Source organism: Streptomyces sp. NPDC007157, assembly GCF_040634235.1.
Taxonomy (GTDB): domain Bacteria; phylum Actinomycetota; class Actinomycetes; order Streptomycetales; family Streptomycetaceae; genus Streptomyces.
The window spans coordinates 11,187-30,059 of record NZ_JBEYFE010000050.1 but is presented as its reverse complement, the minus strand read 5'-3'; the positions used below and the strand labels follow the sequence as shown (position 1 = coordinate 30,059).

Annotated in this window: 13 protein-coding genes; 9 read left to right on the top strand and 4 right to left on the bottom strand. The window is 73.8% G+C overall.

Going from position 1 to position 18,873, the window contains the following annotated elements; genetic code table 11:
• Positions 1-197: 197 nt before the first annotated feature.
• From ABZ642_RS45170 to ABZ642_RS45160, 3 genes are read right to left on the bottom strand one after another with little or no spacing between them, the layout of a single operon-like run.
• Positions 198-1,091, bottom strand: coding sequence for an aminoglycoside phosphotransferase family protein (locus ABZ642_RS45170; RefSeq protein ID WP_360497195.1), 894 nt, complete (start codon positions 1,089-1,091; stop codon positions 198-200).
• Between the two features lie 31 nt (positions 1,092-1,122).
• Positions 1,123-1,611 (bottom strand): ferritin-like domain-containing protein, encoded by a 489-nt coding sequence (locus ABZ642_RS45165; protein WP_360497192.1) that lies wholly within the window; start codon positions 1,609-1,611, stop codon positions 1,123-1,125.
• Complete coding sequence (locus ABZ642_RS45160; protein ID WP_360497189.1) at positions 1,608-2,135, bottom strand: hypothetical protein; 528 nt, start codon at positions 2,133-2,135, stop codon at positions 1,608-1,610. Before ABZ642_RS45160 ends, ABZ642_RS45165 begins: the two co-directional genes overlap by 4 nt.
• A gap of 216 nt (positions 2,136-2,351) precedes the next feature.
• Here ABZ642_RS45160 and rimP point away from each other — a divergent pair, with 216 nt between their 5' ends.
• The 9 genes from rimP to ABZ642_RS45115 all read left to right on the top strand — a co-directional run bounded on the left by rimP (position 2,352) and on the right by ABZ642_RS45115 (position 14,431).
• On the top strand, positions 2,352-2,861 hold the full coding sequence (gene rimP / locus ABZ642_RS45155; RefSeq protein WP_360497186.1) for a ribosome maturation factor RimP: 510 nt from the start codon (positions 2,352-2,354) through the stop codon (positions 2,859-2,861).
• A 2-nt stretch (positions 2,862-2,863) separates the two neighbouring features.
• Positions 2,864-3,850, top strand: a complete 987-nt coding sequence (gene nusA / locus ABZ642_RS45150; protein WP_360497183.1) for a transcription termination factor NusA — start codon at positions 2,864-2,866, stop codon at positions 3,848-3,850.
• 157 nt (positions 3,851-4,007) lie between these two features.
• Entirely contained in the window at positions 4,008-4,277 is a 270-nt protein-coding gene (locus tag ABZ642_RS45145; RefSeq protein WP_360497180.1) for a YlxR family protein, read from the top strand.
• Between the two features lie 154 nt (positions 4,278-4,431).
• Positions 4,432-7,572: a translation initiation factor IF-2 gene (infB, locus tag ABZ642_RS45140; RefSeq protein ID WP_360497177.1), complete on the top strand. Its 3,141-nt coding sequence runs from the start codon at positions 4,432-4,434 to the stop codon at positions 7,570-7,572.
• 159 nt (positions 7,573-7,731) lie between these two features.
• Complete coding sequence (locus ABZ642_RS45135; protein WP_360497174.1) at positions 7,732-8,025, top strand: DUF503 domain-containing protein; 294 nt, start codon at positions 7,732-7,734, stop codon at positions 8,023-8,025.
• Positions 8,026-8,065: 40 nt separating this feature from the next.
• Positions 8,066-8,545, top strand: coding sequence for a 30S ribosome-binding factor RbfA (gene rbfA, locus ABZ642_RS45130; RefSeq protein ID WP_360497172.1), 480 nt, complete (start codon positions 8,066-8,068; stop codon positions 8,543-8,545).
• On the top strand, positions 8,542-9,447 hold the full coding sequence (truB, locus tag ABZ642_RS45125; protein WP_360497169.1) for a tRNA pseudouridine(55) synthase TruB: 906 nt from the start codon (positions 8,542-8,544) through the stop codon (positions 9,445-9,447). The genes rbfA and truB overlap by 4 nt, the downstream gene beginning before the upstream one ends.
• A gap of 256 nt (positions 9,448-9,703) precedes the next feature.
• On the top strand, positions 9,704-13,360 hold the full coding sequence (locus ABZ642_RS45120; protein WP_360497166.1) for a trypsin-like peptidase domain-containing protein: 3,657 nt from the start codon (positions 9,704-9,706) through the stop codon (positions 13,358-13,360).
• A 120-nt stretch (positions 13,361-13,480) separates the two neighbouring features.
• Positions 13,481-14,431: a bifunctional riboflavin kinase/FAD synthetase gene (locus tag ABZ642_RS45115; RefSeq protein WP_360497163.1), complete on the top strand. Its 951-nt coding sequence runs from the start codon at positions 13,481-13,483 to the stop codon at positions 14,429-14,431.
• Positions 14,432-14,513: 82 nt separating this feature from the next.
• On the opposite strand, the gene ABZ642_RS45110 is transcribed toward ABZ642_RS45115, so the two are convergent.
• Positions 14,514-18,200 carry an SCO5717 family growth-regulating ATPase gene (locus ABZ642_RS45110; RefSeq protein WP_360497160.1) on the bottom strand — a complete coding sequence of 1,229 codons (3,687 nt, stop codon included), beginning with the start codon at positions 18,198-18,200 and terminating at the stop codon, positions 14,514-14,516.
• Between the last annotated feature and the right edge of the window lie 673 nt (positions 18,201-18,873).

Sequence of the window (18,873 nt, the reverse complement as noted above, 5' to 3'; positions counted from 1 at the left end):
GTGCGCCGAGTACGGCCCGGCCCACCGGCGGCCGCCGCGTCTGCCCTGGCGCTGAAACCGAGGGCCGGTTGAGCGCCTTTCAGGGGCGCGGGGCGGTGTCGATGTGCGGCTCCGCCGCGCGTGCGCGACAGCCACAACATCCCCGCAGCCCGCAGCCCGCAGCCCGCAGCCAACCGAAGCCGCCCGAACCGTCCGCCCTAAATCCAGCCCGCGAACTCGAGCAGCAGCTCCGCGTCCCTCGGCCGCCCCACCCGGAGGGCCCGCACACCCGACTCCACCGCCCGGAACAACGTCCACCCCCGCAACCGCTCCTGATCCACCTCGAGCGACTCCGCGAGGCGCTTGATCCGCCGGCGCGTGATCGTCGCCCCCGACGACGAGGCGATCAGATCCTCCACCCGGTCCCGCACCAGCCGCGCCAGATCGAACGCGCACTCGCCGACCACCGGATCGGGCCCCACCGCCAGCCACGGCAGCCGCTCCCCGGCCAGCACCTTGCTCTGCCGGAACGTTCCGTGCAGCAACCGCCGCTCAGGAGGCGCGGCCAGCAACTCGTCCCGGGCCACGAGCGCCGCGTCGACCAGCGGGGTCACCTCAAGGTCGGCGGACGCCCGCATCGCCGCGGCCTGCCGCCCGGTCCGCTCCGCCACCGTCTCGAAGACGGGCCCGTCCGGCGGCTCCACCCACAGCCGGCGCAGCGTTCCGGCCGCCTCCAGCAACGCCTTCGCCTCGGGCAGCGACCGCACCGAGACCTCCGGATGCAGCCGCTCCAGCAGCAGCACCCCGTCGGCCCCGTCCGCGTCCAGCAGCCGTACGGCACCCAGCCCGCCCCAGTGCGCCAGCGCCGCGGCCTCGCTCTCCGGCCGGGCTCGCCGCGGCGCCAGCTTGAGCACCGCCGGTGTCCCGTCCGCCCGCCGCACCAGCAGGACGACGCTGCTGCGCCCGCCGGGTACCTGCACCCGTTCGACGGTCAACTCGCGTAGTGCGACGGCCCGTTCCACCGCACCCGGCAGCTTCTCCAGCCACTCGTCACCGTCCGGCGCCGTCTCACCGAGCGCCCTCACCAGGCGCCGCGGCGGTTCGAAGGCCATACGCGAGTCGTTCCTTTCCTGCTCTGCTGCTCTACGGAGTTGACGTGGCCGAAGGCGTGGCCGAAGCGCCGGCCCGGCCCAGCGGCGCCTCCCGCTCGGCGAGCCCAGGGAAGGCTACGCTCTGCCCGCTCCACCGCACCGCCCGCACCGCGGCCTCCCGCAGCGCCCCGGCCGCCGACCCGCGCCGCGCGCCGGAGGAGGCCCGGACCAGGTCGGAGTACACGTCGGCCACCCGCTCCTCCAACTCGGCGGCGAGCCGTGCGGCCGTCACCGCGTCGGTGACGGCGAAGGGCAGCGCGTAGGCCGCGCTCGCGGCGACGGGCGCGGCGCCCAGGTCCCGCACCTCGCGGGCGAGTGCGTCCCGGTGGGCCCGGTGCGCGTCGTAGGCCGAGCGGGCCTCGGTCAGCCGCCGCGCGCCGATCCGGCCGCCGACCACGCCGTACCCGTAGACCGCCGCGTGCTCGGCCGCCAGTGCCGCCTGGAGCGCCTTCAGCACCCCGGCCTCGGCCTCGTCGCTCACTTCTCACCCTCCGTCAGCAGGTAGGCGTGCGCGGCCCCAGCCGCCGCCACCCCGGCCAGCAGCCGCGCCAGTTCGCCGGGCACGTCCAGCAGTTGCGTGGCCCGCCGGTCGGCGAGGGCGCGCTCGGCGGCGGCCAGCGAGGCGAGCGCGGACTTCTCGTCGGCCGGTACCCCGGGTGAGGCCGCGGCGGACACCGTGGCCGAGGGGGAGCCCGTCGCCGTAGGACTCTTGGAAGCGCCCTCCGCGAAGGCCGCCGCATGGGCCGCCACCTGGGCCCGCAGCGGCCGCAGCCGCTCCGCGAGCCCGGGGTGGGCGGCGAGGACGGCGTCGTACTGCCGGAGCAGCGCCTGGCTGTCCCGGGCCGCACGCGCGCGTGCCCGCGCGGTGACCGACGTACTGCCGCCGTGGCCGGCGGAGTCGGGGTCGGCGGAGCAGCCCGCCAACAGGGCGGCCGAGGCCGCCGAGACGATCAGGCTCCTTCTGCGTACTCCCCAGGGGGTACGCGGCGGCGGGGGGAACGGCACGGCAGACGTCCTCGGGGAGCTGGATACGAAGAAATGCGAAAGGAATGGGACACGGGACGGACCCGCCCGTGATCACCGTACCCGCGCACCTGTCCGAAGCCACTCATCGGCACCGTCCGTACCCGGGTGGACGGCAACACTCCTCACGACCGGATACCCTTTGACCAGACACGCGACCCAACCCACAACAGCACACGCGGCCGAGGAGTCACCCGGATGAGCACGACCCACAGCGAGAGGCTGCGAGAGCTCCTGGAACCGCTCGTCACCTCTCAGGGCCTGGATCTCGAAGAGATCGCCGTGGACTCCGTCGGACGCAAGAGGGTGCTGCGCGTGGTCGTCGACTCCGACACCGGGGCCGATCTGGACCAGATCGCCGATGTGAGCCGTGAGCTCTCGGCGAAGCTCGACGAGAGCGACGCGATGGGCGAGGGCGAGTACACCCTCGAGGTCGGCACCCCGGGCGCGGAGCGCCCCCTCACCGAGCACCGGCACTACGTGCGTGCCGTGGACCGCCTCGTGAGATTCCAGCTGGCCGATGGCGGGGAACTGGTCGCGAGAATCCTGGACGTCGACGACGAGGGCCTCGATCTCGAGGTGCCCGGCGTCAAGGGCCGCAAGGCCACCAGCCGCAGACTCGGCTTCGCCGGGATCGAGAAGGCGCGTGTGCAGGTCGAGTTCAACCGCAAGGACAAGAAGGACATGACGGAAGAAGAGGAGGCGTAGCCGTGGACATCGACATGAGTGCCCTGCGGGGCTTGGTTCGGGAGAAGGAGATCTCCTTCGACCTGCTGGTCGAGGCGATCGAGTCGGCCCTCCTCATCGCCTACCACCGCACCGAGGGAAGCCGCCGACACGCGCGCGTGGAGCTCAACCGGGAGACCGGGCATGTGACCGTGTGGGCGAAGGAGGACCCCGAGGACCTGGAGGAGGGGCAGGCACCCCGCGAGTTCGACGACACCCCGTCGGACTTCGGGCGGATCGCCGCCACCACCGCCAAGCAGGTCATCCTGCAGCGGCTCCGGGACGCCGAGGACGACGCCACGCTCGGCGAGTACGCCGGGCGTGAGGGCGACATCGTCACCGGCGTGGTCCAGCAGGGCCGCGACCCGAAGAACGTGCTCGTCGACATCGGCAAGCTGGAGGCCATCCTGCCGGTGCAGGAGCAGGTACCCGGCGAGACCTATCCGCACGGGATGCGGCTGCGCTCGTACGTCGTCCGGGTCGCCAAGGGCGTCCGCGGCCCCTCCGTCACGCTGTCCCGCACCCACCCGGCACTGGTGAAGAAGCTCTTCGCGCTCGAGGTGCCGGAGATCGCCGACGGGTCCGTCGAGATCGCCGCCATCGCCCGCGAGGCCGGTCACCGTACGAAGATCGCGGTCCGCTCCACCCGTTCGGGCCTGAACGCCAAGGGCGCCTGCATCGGCCCCATGGGCGGCCGGGTCCGCAATGTCATGGGCGAGCTGAACGGCGAGAAGATCGACATCGTCGACTGGTCGGACGACCCGGCCGAGATGGTGGCGAACGCGCTGTCGCCGGCCCGGGTCTCCAAGGTGGAGGTCGTGGACCTGGCGGCCCGGTCCGCCCGGGTGACCGTGCCCGACTACCAGCTGTCGCTCGCGATCGGCAAAGAGGGACAGAACGCCCGTCTCGCCGCCCGGCTCACCGGCTGGCGGATCGATATCCGCCCGGATACCGAACAGGTGTCCGAGTAGATTGCACTCCCTCAGGTCCGGATCGCCCTCGCCCCTGGTCGGGGGTTCACCCGGACGAGGGGAATAGTTCCAAGCCGCAGGTCGCTTGGATTACGACAACAGCCGTTCGATCTTTGCCCCGAAGGGGTGAGGTCGGTGCGGGGAGGTAGACTTAGCAGTGTCTGGCCGGACGCGAGCCCGCGCATGCCCTGAGCGCACCTGTGTGGGGTGCAGGCAGCGAGCGGCCAAGACCGAACTGCTGCGGATCGTGGCGGTCGAGGATGAATGTGTCCCCGATCCTCGCGGTACGCTGCCCGGCCGGGGTGCATATGTACACCCCGCTCAGGTCTGTCTGGACCAGGCGGTGCGCCGCCGGGCACTCCCACGGGCGCTCCGCGCCCCGGGTCCGCTGGACGTAAAGGCGTTGCGCCCCTACGTCGAGCAGTAACACCGTAAGAAGCGTCGTACGGAACGTCCGTGCGGCTCTGGTACCCCGCGAGTTGGAAGTAGGTCGAGATTGCGATGAGCACTCGATGAGCACGCGATGAGTACGCCCATGAAGTAGCGACGGTCCGGACACACCCGGACCTAAAAGGAGCGAAGTGGCTAAGGTCCGGGTATACGAACTCGCCAAGGAGTTCGGGGTTGAGAGCAAGGTCGTCATGGCCAAGCTCCAGGAACTCGGTGAATTCGTCCGTTCGGCGTCCTCGACGATCGAGGCGCCCGTTGTACGCAAGCTGACAGATGCCTTCCAGAGCGGTGGCAACGGCAAGTCCGCCCCGCGCAAGGCTGCCCCCAGGCCCGCCGCGCCCTCTCCGGCGCAGGCGGCACGCCCCGGTGGTGCCCCCAAGCCGGGCGCGCCGCGTCCGGCCGCCCCGCAGCCGCCGGCCCCCGCGGCGCCCGCCCCGGCCCCCGCGGCCTCGGCAGCGCCCTCGGCTCCGGCTCCGGTCACCCCCGCGCCGGCCGCCTCCGGCCCGCGCCCGGGCCCGAAGCCCGCTCCGCGTCCGGCTCCGGCCGCGCCCGAGTTCACCGCCCCGCCGGCCCCTCCGGCCGCCCCGGCACAGAGCCCGGCCGCCGCGCAGGGCCAGGGCCAGGGTCAGCGTCCCGGTGGCGCTCCCCGTCCGGGTCAGGGCGCCCCGCGCCCCGGCGGTCGTCCCGCCCCCGGTCAGGGGCAGGGTCAGGCCCGTCCGGGTCAGGGCGGCCAGCGTCCCGGTGAGCGCGCCCCCCGTCCGGGCGGTGCCCGTCCGGCCGGTCCGCGTCCGGGCAACAACCCCTTCACCTCCGGTGGCTCCACCGGCATGGCCCGCCCGCAGGCCCCGCGCCCGCAGGGCGGCGCGCGTCCCGGTCCCGGCGGTCCCGGCGGTGCTCCCCGTCCCCAGGCGCCCGGCGCCCAGGGCGGCGGTCCGCGTCCCCAGGCTGCCGGCGGTTCCCGTCCGAGCCCGTCCGGCATGCCCCGCCCGCAGGGCGGTCCGCGTCCCGGCGGCGGTTCCGCGGGTCCGCGTCCGAACCCCGGCATGATGCCGCAGCGTCCCGCTGCCGGCCCGCGTCCCGGCCCCGGTGGCGGCGGTCGCGGTCCCGGCGGTGCGGGTCGTCCCGCCGGCGGTGCCGGTCGTCCCGGTGGCGGCGGCGGCTTCGCCGGTCGTCCCGGCGGCGGCGGTGGCGGCGCCCGTCCGGGCGGTGGCGGCGGCTTCGCCGGTCGTCCCGGCGGCGGTGGTCCCGGCGGCGGTGGCGGCGGCTTCGGCGGCGGTCCCGGCGGTGGCGGCGGCGGTCGTCCCGGCTTCGGCGGTCGTCCCGGCGGTCCCGGCGGCCGTGGTGGCACGCAGGGCGCCTTCGGTCGTCCCGGCGGTCCGGCGCGTCGCGGTCGCAAGTCGAAGCGGCAGAGGCGCCAGGAGTACGAGGCCATGCAGGCCCCGAGCGTCGGCGGCGTGATGCTGCCGCGCGGCAACGGCGAGACGATCCGTCTCTCCCGCGGCGCGTCGCTCACCGACTTCGCCGAGAAGATCAACGCCAACCCGGCGTCCCTCGTCGCGGTCATGATGAACCTCGGCGAGATGGTCACGGCCACGCAGTCCGTCTCCGACGCGACCCTCGAGGTCCTCGCCGGCGAGATGAACTACACCGTCCAGATCGTCAGCCCCGAGGAGGAGGACCGCGAGCTGCTCGAGTCCTTCGACATCGAGTTCGGCGAGGACGAGGGCGGCGAGGACGACCTGGTGGTCCGTCCGCCGGTCGTCACCGTCATGGGTCACGTCGACCACGGTAAGACCCGGCTCCTCGACGCCATCCGCAAGACGAACGTCATCGCGGGCGAGGCCGGCGGCATCACCCAGCACATCGGTGCCTACCAGGTCTCCACCGAGGTCAACGACGAAGAGCGCAAGATCACCTTCATCGACACCCCGGGTCACGAGGCGTTCACCGCCATGCGTGCCCGTGGTGCGAAGTCGACCGACATCGCGATCCTGGTCGTCGCGGCCAACGACGGCGTCATGCCGCAGACGGTCGAGGCGCTCAACCACGCCAAGGCGGCCGACGTCCCGATCGTCGTCGCGGTCAACAAGATCGACGTCGAGGGCGCCGACCCGACCAAGGTGCGCGGTCAGCTCACCGAGTACGGGCTGGTGGCCGAGGAGTACGGCGGCGACACGATGTTCGTCGACATCTCCGCCAAGCAGGGTCTGCACATCGACTCCCTGCTGGAGGCCGTGATCCTGACGGCCGACGCCTCGCTCGACCTGCGGGCCAACCCGAACCAGGACGCGCAGGGCATCTCGATCGAGTCCCGCCTCGACCGCGGCCGTGGTGCCGTGGCGACGGTCCTCGTCCAGCGAGGCACCCTGCGGGTCGGCGACACGATGGTCGTGGGCGACGCCTACGGTCGCGTCCGCGCCATGCTCGACGACAACGGCAACAACGTCGCCGAGGCCGGACCCGCGACGCCGGTCCAGGTCCTGGGTCTGACCAACGTCCCGGGTGCCGGCGACAACTTCCTGGTGGTCGACGAGGACCGTACGGCCCGTCAGATCGCCGAGAAGCGTGCCGCCCGCGAGCGCAACGCGGCCTTCGCCAAGCGCACGCGCCGCGTCTCCCTCGAGGACCTGGACAAGGTGCTCAAGGCCGGCGAGGTCCAGCAGCTCAACCTCATCATCAAGGGTGACGCTTCTGGTTCCGTCGAGGCGCTCGAGTCGTCCCTGCTCCAGCTGGACGTCGGCGAAGAGGTCGACATCCGCGTCCTGCACCGCGGCGTCGGTGCGGTCACGGAGTCGGACATCGACCTGGCGATGGGCTCGGACGCCATCGTGATCGGCTTCAACGTCCGCGCGGCAGGCCGTGCGGCGCAGATGGCCGAGCGCGAGGGCGTGGACGTCCGGTACTACTCGGTCATCTACCAGGCGATCGAGGAGATCGAGGCGGCCCTCAAGGGCATGCTCAAGCCGGAGTACGAAGAGGTCGAGCTCGGTACGGCGGAGATCCGCGAGGTCTTCAAGTCGTCCAAGCTGGGCAACATCGCGGGTGTTCTCATCCGCTCCGGCGAGGTCAAGCGCAACACCAAGGCGCGCCTGGTCCGCGACGGCAAGCTCATCGCGGAGAACCTCAACATCGAGGGTCTGCGCCGCTTCAAGGACGACGTCACCGAGATCCGCGAAGGCTTCGAGGGCGGTATCAACCTCGGAAACTTCAACGACATCAAGATCGACGACGTCATCGCGACGTACGAGATGCGCGAGAAGCCGCGGGTGTAACCCGACGGTTTGTGCTGGCCGACGGGACTTCGGTTCCGTCGGCCAGCGCTTTTCCCGGCCGTCCGCGGCCGGGAAAGTCGGTCGAGCGCCAGGCGGGGACGGGGTACCGTTCCTGACAGGGCCATCGATCCCGTACCGGCGGGTGAACCGGATACATACATGTACGTGGGGACTCTGTCCTTCGACCTCCTCCTCGGCGACATCCATTCGCTGAAGGAGAAGCGCTCCGTCGTCCGCCCGATCGTCGCCGAACTCCAGCGGAAGTTCGCCGTGAGCGCGGCCGAGGTGGACCACCTGGACCTTCACCGCAGGGCCGGCATCGGCCTTGCCATGGTCTCCGGCGACGCCGCGCACCTGACCGACGTGCTCGACCGGTGCGAACGGCTGGTCGCCGCCCGCCCCGAGGTGGAGCTGCTGTCCGTCCGACGGCGCTTCCACGGCGACGACGACTAGACCTGAGAACGACACAGAAGAAAGAACGGGAGACGGACCAGTGGCCGACAACGCGCGCGCCAAGAGGCTGGCGGACCTCATCCGAGAGGTGGTGGCCCAGAAGCTGCAGCGCGGGATCAAGGACCCGCGGCTCGGCACCAACGTCACCATCACGGACACCCGGGTCACGGGTGACCTCAGGGAGGCGACCGTCTTCTACACGGTGTACGGCGACGACGAGGAGCGGGCCGCGGCCGCCGCGGGCCTGGAGAGCGCCAAGGGCGTGCTCCGCTCGGCGGTCGGCGCGGCGGCGGGCGTGAAGTTCACGCCGACCCTGACGTTCGTCGCGGACGCCCTTCCGGACACCGCGAAGACCATCGAGGACCTGCTCGACAAGGCACGGGCCTCGGACGCGAAGGTCCGCGAGGTCTCCGCGGGCGCCGCCTTCGCCGGTGAAGCGGACCCGTACAAGAAGCCGGGGTCCGATGACGAGACGGACATCGCCGCCGACGCCGACGAGACGGACGACGCCACCGAATGACCAGCAAGCCCACCCCGCCCGACGGCCTCGTCATCGTCGACAAGCCGTCGGGCTTCACCTCGCACGACGTCGTCGCCAAGATGCGGGGCATCGCCCGTACCCGGCGCGTCGGGCATGCCGGCACCCTCGACCCGATGGCCACCGGCGTCCTCGTCCTCGGCATCGAGCGGGCGACCAAGCTCCTCGGGCATCTCGCCCTCACCGAGAAGGAGTACCTGGGGACCGTCCGCCTCGGACAGAACACCGTCACCGACGACGCCGAGGGCGAGATCACCTCGTCCACCGACGCCTCCGGGGTCACCCGCGAGGCCGTCGACACCGGCATCGCCAAGCTGACCGGCCGCATCATGCAGGTGCCGTCCAAGGTCAGCGCCATCAAGATCGACGGTGTCCGGTCGTACAAGCGCGCCCGGGAGGGCGAGGAGTTCGAGATCCCGGCCCGGCCGGTGACCGTCTCGTCGTTCACGGTCTACGACGTCCGCGACGCCGTCGCCGAGGACGGCACCCCCGTGCTCGACCTGGTCGTCTCGGTGGTCTGCTCCTCCGGCACCTACATCCGTGCCCTCGCCCGCGACCTGGGCGCCGACCTGGGCGTCGGCGGCCACCTCACGGCGCTGCGCCGGACCCGCGTCGGACCGTACAAGCTGGACTCCGCGCGCACCCTCGACCAGCTCCAGCAGGAGCTGACCGTGATGCCGGTCGCCGAGGCGGCCGCGGCCGCGTTCCCGCGCTGGGACGTCGACGCCAGACGGGCCGGTCTGCTCACCAACGGAGTGCGGATCGACATGCCCGAGCAGTACGCCGGCGTCGGTCCCGTCGCCGTGTTCGCCCCCGAGGGGCGCTTCCTCGTGCTCGTCGAGGAGCAGAAGGGCAAGGCCAAGAGCCTCGCCGTGTTCGGCTGAACCGTCCGGTGTGCCCGTGGAGCGGCGACCACGGGGTCTGGCGCCGCCGCCGCTCCACGGTCCCCCCTCGGTTCCCCCACCCCTAGGGTGTATCCACCCGTCCCGGGCTATTCACCCGACCGAGCAGGCGCTCGGAGTGAACCGGGGGAGCGGAGGGGGGCGCGTTCGCCACCCGCTCTGTCCCGCTGATCATTTCGCGCCTACCGTCGAGCCCAAGGGCCCAAGGGCACGGATGTACGGGCGGGGAGGTTCGATCATGGCGGGACGGGGGCCGCGGACCGGGAGCGGTCGCCACACGGCGGACGGGACGCGGGAGGCAGGGCAGGACACCTGGCCGGTGCTCGACGACCGGCTGGTCCGGGTCCGCGACCTCGCCGGGCGCCCGCGTGGCACCGGCTTCCTCGCCGACCACCACGGCACCCTGGTCACCAGCCACGAGGCCGTCGACGGGCTGGCCCGGATCGTGCTGCACGCGGCCGGGGACCGCACCTGCGTGGTCGACTCGGACGCGGTCACCCCGCTGCCCGCCCACGACCTGGCCCTGATCCGTACCGAGGGCCTCTGCGTGGACCCGCTGCCGATCACGGTACGGGAGCGGATCCCGGCCGGAACCTACGTACGGATCGCCGCCGACCGCTGGCGCGAGGCCCGGGTACTGGCCGCGACCCAGGTGACGTACACCGCCACCGACCGCTTCCATCTCCTGCACGACGCCCTGGAGTTGGCGATGGGCACGGCCGGCCGGGACGCGCTGCGCCTCGGCGGCGGGGCGGCCGGCGGCCCGGTCCTCGACGCGGAGACCGGCGCGGTCCTCGGCGTGCTGGGCACCGCCCTGCAGTCCGGCCAGCGGGACGTGGGCTTCGCCGTCTCGCTCCACCACCCCGACAGCACCCACCTCGCCGACCTCCTCACCCGCAACGCCGCGACGGTCCCCGCCTACGGCACCGACCTCAACCTCGCGGGCATCCTGGAGCTGACAGCCACATCGGTGGGCCAGGACGGCCCCCCGGGCGCCCTGGCCGGTTATGTGGGCCATTCCACTCCTCGCATGTCAACGCCCCGCACTGGAGCGCCCCAAAGGGGCGCGGGGCTGAATCAAACATGCGGCGACCGCCGCGGGGGCGCGACAAGCCCCCACACACCCGCAGACGAACACACCGACCCCGTCCAACCCGTCGAGCGAGCGGCAACCTCAGAACAACTGGCAGCCTTCGCCGAAGGCACCGGCGCCGGCAAGACGAACGGGACCGTCCTGGCCCTGGTCGGCGCCCCCGGAACCGGCCGCACCACCGAACTCGCCGCCCTCGCCGCCCGCCGCAACCGCGGACCGCATCCCGCCCCCACCCTCTGGCTCCGCGGCGCCGACCTCAAGGACGCCGACGGCTCCGTCGCCGACGCGGCCCGCCGCGCCCTGGAACGCGCGGTCCGGATCGTCGCCGCCTCCCGCTCCCAACTCCCGGGCGACCTCGGCGAACTCACCGTGGAGCGGCTGGCCCGGCTCGCCACCCGGGCCGGACACCCGCTCCTCCTCCTGCTGGACGGCCCGGAGGAGATGCCACCGGTCCTCGCCCACCGGCTGTCCGCCTGGACCGCGGGCACCGCCGCATGGCTGCGCGACACCGGCGCCCGGCTCCTCGTCGCCTGCCGCGAGGAGTACTGGGAGCGGGCCGGTGCCGAGTTCCCGTCCGACCTGCTGCACCGGGGCACCGGTGGTACCCCCTCCTGCGTCCGGCTGACCGACCTCACCCCCGACGAGGCCCGCCGCGCCCGCTCCCGCTACGGCGTGCCCGACGGCGCCCTCACCGACCGCGACGCCCGTCACCCCCTCGCCCTGCGCCTGCTCTCCGAGGTGCGCGCCGCCCTCCCGGACGCCCCCGCCGACGGCCCGATCGACCGGCACGACGTCTTCGCCGCCTACCTCGACCTGCTGTGCCTGCGCATCGCGGTCCGGCTGGCCGCCGAGAACGGCCTGCGCGGTACGGCCGTACGGCGGCTCGCCGCCCGCGTCTCCGGCCAGGTGCACGAGGCCGCCCGGCGCAGCCTCGGGCCCGGCCAGGGCGAGCTGGACCGGGAGTCCTTCGAGGCGGTGTTCCCCTGGGGGCCCGTCCCCGCCCACCTCGGCGGCGGCTCCGGCTGGGCCTCCGCCGTGCTCACCGAGGGCCTGCTGGTCCCGGCGGGCGGCGGCTACCGCTTCGCCCACGAGGAACTCGCCGACTGGATCCAGGGCATGCACCTGGACCTGGACGAGGCCCTGCACGCCCTCGTCCACCGCCCCCGGACCGCCGAGAGCGCCCACCCCCTGCCCGTCCCGCACCACCGGGTCGGACCGGTCGTCCAGGCGCTGCTGCTCCTCGACCGCCAGTACGGGCCGGCCCAACTCGCCCCGAGGCTCAACGACCTGGCGCACGCCCTCGACCTGGACCCCGGCTCCTGGTGGGCCGCCCGGCTGCTCGCCCAGACCCTGCTGCGGCTGCCCGACGCCACGCCGTACACCGGGGTGCTGCGGCTGCTCGCCGACCGGGTCGTGGGCCGGCAGCGCACCGCGGCCACCGAGTTCGGGCCGGACTTCTGGACCGCGCTCACCCTGCCCGACGCCGACCGCTTCGATCTGCTGCGAAGGCTGGTACGCGCCGACGAGCCGCTCCCGGAGACCGTGTGCCCAGGCCGCTTCGGGGCCCGGCCGACGGCGGAGGCCCCCGAGGGCACCGCCCCGCGCTATCTGGACGCCGTCGCCCGGCTGCTCGCCGCCGACCCCACCGCCGTACAGCCGTATCTGACCCGGTGGTTCGACGACGAGCGGCCGTTGCCCGCGATGCCGCACGCCACCGTGGCGACCGCGGCCCAGGCGCTGCTGCACACCCACCGGCACCGGGCACTGGATGATCTGACCGAGGTGCTGGTCGACGCCGCGCACCGGCGGGGCGACGAACTGCTCGCCGTGCTCGCCGAGGACGAGCCGTCCGCGGTGTGCCGGGCCGTCGACCGCTGGGCGCACGACGAGCGCCCGGCCCGCCGGGTGGCCGCCGTGGCCCACGGGCTGCGCACCGCCCCGCACGTCCGCAGCGAACCCGACCGCGAACTGCTCCGCTACGCCGCGCTCGCCCTGCTCGCCCGCCCCGCCGACTGCACCCTGCACGGCGGCGCCCTCGCCCTGCTGGTCCGGGACCCGCGGACCCGGGCCCGCCATCTCCCGCAGGCGCTCGGGCACTTCGCCACCGGCGACCCGCAGCTCGCGCCGAGCGCCCTGATCCCGGCCCTGGCCACCCACCCCGACGACGTCCTGGAGGCCTTCCGCACCCGGCTGCGCGGGCCCGGCGCCGGACAGGTGCTGCGCGCCCTCGCCGACGTCACCGCACCGGCCCTCGCCCACCGGGTCACCGAGCTGGTCCTCGAGGCCGTCGAGCTGCACCCGGAGACCGCCGGGCAGGTGGCCGGGTTCGTGGAGCGCCGCCTCGACCAGGGCGCCGGAGCCCGCGCCGCACTGCTGCCGCTGGTCACCGGGCTGCTCGACGACGGCCCCGAGCCGGTCCGGGCGGCCCTGGCGACCGTCCTGGGCGCGGCCGGCACCCCCGTCTCGCGCCCACTGCGCCGGGAGCTGCTGGAGTTCCTGCTCACTCACGAGCGGGACCCGGGCGTCCTGGACGCGCTGCTGCACGCGGCCGCCGTACAGCGCGAGGACGACGGCGACCAGATGCGTGAGCTGGTCAGGCGCACCGGGCTGCTGCTGGTCCGCACCCCGGACGGGGCGACCCGGTTCGACCGCGGACTGGTCGACCTGGGCCGGCACGTGCCCGGATTCGCCGCCCTGATGGCCCGCTGGCTCACCGACACCCCGGAGGAATGGGCCGCCGTGGTGGGGCCCAGCACCCGGCGGATGCTGGGGAACCTGGCCGGCGTCCGGGTGCCCGCGTGAGGCGCCGGATGCGTGCGCCAGGTCACAGCGACCGTGCCGGTGTGAGACGGGTCCGGCAAACATGGCACCCTTAGACCTGCGTAAGACGGACAACGGACACAGGTTCGAGGAGCGGTCACAGTGCAGCGCTGGCGTGGCTTGGAGGACATCCCCGAGGGCTGGGGGCGCAGCGTCGTCACCATCGGTTCTTATGACGGGGTGCACCGCGGTCACCAGCTGATCATCAGGCATGCCGTGGATCGCGCCCGTGAGCTGGGCATTCCGGCGGTCGTCGTCACCTTCGACCCGCACCCCAGCGAGGTCGTCCGCCCCGGCAGCCACCCGCCGCTGCTCGCCCCGCACCACACCCGCGCCGAGCTGATGGCGGAGCTGGGCGTGGACGCGGTGCTGATCCTGCCCTTCACCACCGAGTTCTCGCGGCTGTCGCCGGCCGAGTTCGTGGTCAAGGTGCTGGTGGACAAGCTGCACGCCAAGGCCGTCGTCGAGGGCCCCAACTTCCGCTTCGGCCACAAGGCCGCGGGCAACGTCGAGTTCCTCACGGAGCAGGGCAAGGTCTACGACTTCGAGGTCGAGGTCGTCGACCTGTACGTGCGCGGCGAGGCGGGCGGCGGCGAGCCGTTCTCCTCGACCCTGACCCGGCGCCTGGTCGCCGAGGGTGACATGGCGGGTGCCCGCGAGATCCTGGGCCGCCCGCACCGGGTGGAGGGCGTGGTCGTACGCGGCGCCCAGCGCGGCCGTGAGCTGGGCTTCCCGACGGCCAATGTCGAAACGCTCCCGCACACCGCGATCCCGGCCGACGGCGTCTACGCCGGCTATCTGCACGCCCAGGGCGAGGTGATGCCGGCCGCGATCTCCGTCGGCACCAACCCGCAGTTCGACGGCACCGAGCGCACGGTGGAGGCGTACGCCATCGACCGCGTCGGCCTCGACCTGTACGGGCTGCACGTCGCCGTCGACTTCCTGGCCTTCGTCCGCGGCCAGGCCAAGTTCGACTCGCTCGACGCGCTGCTGGAGCAGATGGCCGAGGACGTCAAAAAGTGCCGTGAGCTGGTGGCGGCCGAGGACGCCTGACCAGGGCTTCGTCCAGGGGGTTCGGTTCTACGCCGAAGGGCGGCCGGTGCGCTGAGGCACCGGCCGCCCTTCGGCGTTTCGGCTACTGCTGCGGAGGCTGCGGCGGCTCCTGGGGGTGGGGCGGCTGGGGGAAGCCGTAGCCGCCGGGCGGGGCCGGGGGAGCGGCGGGGGGCTGGGCACCGGGCTGCGGGTAGCCGTAGCCGGGCTGCTGCTGCGCCTGCGGGGGATACGGCTGGCCCGGCTGCTGCGGATAGGGCTGGGCCCCGGGCTGGGGCTGGCCGTAGAGCTCCTGCTGCGGAGGCTGTCCCGGCTGCTGCGGATACGGCTGCGGCTGCTGCGGGTACGGCTGGCCCGGGGCGTACGGCTGGCCCGGCGCGTACGGCTGCTGCTGTTCCGGCGCGTACGGCTGCTGCTGTCCCGGCGCCTGCGGCGGGGCGTACTGCTGGGCGGGCAGCGGCTGGCCCGGCATCGGCGGGGCGGCGACCGGCGGCGGGTTGCCGTCGCTGGTCCACAGGCCGTGCATCTGCTGGTGGCGTACGAAGTCCTCGGCGACCATCGCCGCGAGGTTGAAGTACGCCTCGCGCACCTTCGGCCGCATCATGTCGAGGTCGACCTCGGCACCGGCGGACAGGTGCTCGTCGAAGGGCACGACCACGACACCCCGGCAGCGCGTCTCGAAGTGCTGCACGATGTCCTCGACCTTGATCATCTTGCCGGTGTCGCGGACTCCGGAGATCACCGTGATCGACCTCGACACCAGGTCGGCGTACCCGTGCGCGGACAGCCAGTCCAGGGTCGTACTGGCGCTGCTCGCCCCGTCCACCGACGGCGTGGAGATGATGATCAGCTGGTCGGCGAGGTCCAGTACACCGCGCATGGCGCTGTAGAGCAGACCGGTACCCGAGTCGGTGAGGATGATCGGGTACTGCTTGCCCAGGACGTCGATCGCGCGCCGGTAGTCCTCGTCGTTGAACGTGGTCGAGACGGCCGGGTCGACGTCGTTGGCGATGATCTCCAGGCCGGACGGGGCCTGGGAGGTGAACCGCCGGATGTCCATGTAGGAGTTGAGGTACGGGATCGCCTGGACCAGGTCACGGATGGTGGCGCCGGTCTCGCGGCGCACCCGGCGGCCGAGCGTGCCGGCGTCCGGGTTGGCGTCGATGGCCAGGATCTTGTCCTGGCGCTCGGTGGCGAGGGTGGAGCCGAGCGCGGTGGTCGTGGTCGTCTTGCCGACACCGCCCTTGAGGCTGATCACCGCTATCCGGTAGCAGGACAGCACCGGCGTACGGATCAGGTCCAGCTTCCGCTGCCGCTCGGCCTCCTCCTTCTTGCCGCCGAGCTTGAACCGCGAGGGGGCGGCACCGGGCCGACCGCTCTTCGCCTTCTGCTTCTTGTTGTTGAGCAGCCGGTCGGAGGACAGTTCCACGGCCGCGGTGTAACCCAGCGGCGCCGCACCGGGGTTGGTCATCTGCCGCTGGTCGTGCTGCATGGGCTGCGGCCAGGCGGTACCGACCCGCGGGTCGACCGGGGGCTGGGGGGCCTGCGGCGCCTGCGGGTCCGGCTGCTCCGGGTACGGGGCCGGAGCGGGCGGCTGGGCGGGCTGGGCGGCGCGCGGGTCCTGGGGCGCCTGCGGCTGCGGGCCGGGCTGCGGGAAGCCGTAGGCGCCGGGCGGGGCCGGGGGCGCCGAAGGCTGCGCGGCCGGCTGCGGGAAGCCGTAACCGGCCGGCGCGGGCGCCTGGGGCACGGGCGCGCCCGGGTAGCCGTAGCCGCCCGGTGCGTCGGGCTGCTGCGGCTGTTCGGCCGGGGGAACGGGGGGCTGGGCGGCGGGCTGCGGGAAGCCGTAACCGGCCGGCGCCTGCGGCGGCACGGGGGCGCCCGGCTGCTGGGCCGGGGGCTGGTTCCAGGCGGCGGGCGCGGGCTGCGGTGCCTGCGGCGGCTGGAACGCCGGCTGCTGCCCGGGCACGCCCGCGGGACCCTGCGCGGGTGCCTGCGGGGGCTGCGGCTGACCGGGCGCCGACGCCGACGGTGCCGACTGGGCCGGCCAGTGGGCGGCCGGTGCGGGGGCCGCGGGCTGGTAGGACGGCGGCAGCGGCGGCACCACGGCCGGCGGCGTCGGCGGTGCAGGCGGGGGAGTCCAGGCAGCGGGCGGCGCTGCGGCCTCGGGAGCCGGGGGCGCGTCCTGGGGCGCGGGAGCGGCGGTTACGGCGTCCTGGGGAGCGGGAGCGGGAGCGGGAGCGGACGCGGCGGTTACGGCGTCCTGCGGCGCAGGGGGTGCGTCGTCGGGGTCGGCGGGGTTCTCGGGGGCTACCGCGTCGGCGGCATCGTCGGACGCGGAGTGCGCCTCGCCTTCGGCACCGTCGTACTCGTCGGCACCGTCGTACTCGGCGTCGTCGGCGTCGTCGGCGTCGTCGGCGACGTCGGTGTCGGCGACCGCGTCCTGGCGCTCGTCCTCCTCGGTGTCGTCCACCGGGGTGGCTTCCTGGGCGGGTTCGCCGGTCTCGGCGGTCCCGCTGGAGCCGGCGTTGTCGAGGGGGGCCTCGTCCTCGGTGCCGGTCTCGTCGCTGTCGACGTGCGGCGAGCCGTCCGCGCCCTTGGCGCCGGAGTCGACCAGCAGCGCGATGACGTCGGCCGCCGACTGCTCCTCCTCGTCGGCTCCGTCTCCGTCCTCGTCCTCGGCGCGGCTCTGCTCGGCCGCCGTGTCCTCGGCCGCGGCCGCCCGCTCGGCGGCTGCGGCGATGTCACGCTTCAGCGCGCCGGCGGAGAACCGCATCGTCGCCCCGCTCTCCAGGTCACCGTTGTCCGGCTCGGGCTCCGGCGCCGGTTCTTCGGCGGCGGGCCGCTGCGGTTCGAAACCGACCGGTAGCTTCGGCACGGCGGCCGCACCGTCCGCGGGTGGTGCGGCAGGGGTGAACGGCGCGGCGGCCGGCGCAGGCGGAGCGGCCGGCGCCCCCGCGTCCGCGCTCGGGGCAGGCGGCGTGAACGGCGCACCAGGCGTGGCAGTGGGCGCCGGAGTGAACGTCGCACCAGGCGTGGCGGTGGGCGCCGGAGTGAACGGCGCACCCGGAGTCGAGGCAGGCGCCGGCGTGAACGGAGCTCCGGGCGTCGCCGCCGGAGGGGTGAAAGGCGCTCCCGGAGTTGACGCGGCCGCGGGAATGAACGGGGCTCCGGGCGTTGACGTGGGCGGCGGGGTGAACGGAGCCCCGGGCGCGGCGGCAGGCGCGGCCGCCGACCGCGCACCCGGCGCCGCACCGGCCGGCGGGGTGAAGGGCGCGCCCGGCGTGGCGGTGGCCGGCGGGGTGAAGGGTGCGCCCGGAGTCGAGACGGGCGGCGGGGTGAACGGCGCCCCGGGCGTTGCCGTCGGCGGCGGCGTGAAGGGTGCTCCCGGAGCCGACGTCGGCGCGGGAGTGAACGGACCGCCGGGACCCGGCGCTCCGCCCCCCTGCTGGGCATGCGGCGGGGGAGTCAGACCGGGGATCGGCGCCCCGGGCGGGAACGGCGAACGGGGCTGCGGGGCAGGCGTCGTACCGGAGGCGGACCCCGGAGCCCCTGCCCCGCCGGGCGCGCCGGACCGGTCGCCGGCCCCCGGCCCGCCGGCGCCCTCGGCGCCGTCGGCCGCGCCCGGGCCGCCCGCCGCGTTCTGCGTGTACCAGGCGGGCGGTGCGTAGTCGATCGTGAACTCGCCCGTCATCTCGTTGAGGGACTCCGCGTCGGGCTGGTCTTCGCCGGGTGTGGCCCAGCCCCCGCGGATCCCGTCCCGATCGCTGCTCACAGTTCCTCCTGGTGTGGTCGAGCACCCTCATGCCGTGCCGGCGCGACGACCGTGTCGTGTCGTTCTCAGCATCCGTATTCGTTTGAGGTAGTCCGATCCACCGGCTCTCCCCCTCAGGGGCACCGACGTCTTGTTCTCGGTCCTGACGTCGCGCCCCCCTCCCAGCCTAATCACCGGGAGCCGGACCTCGGCAGGCCCGTCCGTCTCAATACGGACGTCCGCCTGGTCACACCCTGCCCTGAACTCCTGTACAGAGCTTTCGTATTGCCCAACAGTCGATGAACAAAACGGGCAAGAACCGTCAGTTCGGGCACCAGTTGACCGTGTGGGGTGCGGGGGAGCGCGAGATGTGCGCGGCAAAAGCCGCGGCTCTCCAAGAAGTTCTGCCGTGGGCGGAGTGCGAAGCGGAGAAGAAAAGGGGGGGAAAGGGTGTGTTCGGGGGCGGCGTCTCGTCCTGTTCACCGACAAGCCGCGCTGGACCTGCAAGAGCGCCGCCGGTGTCCAGGACGGCCGTACGACCCCCGGTGCGGCGACCGTCACCTCTGCGCCGGCTTCTTCGGCGACCTGGAGGACGGCGAGGGCGTGGTGGTCGGGCGTCGGCGGCGCCCGGAAGAGCTGAGCCCGGTTGTGGGGGGGGGCCCGCGCGGCGCACCCCCCCCCCCCCCCCGCGCGG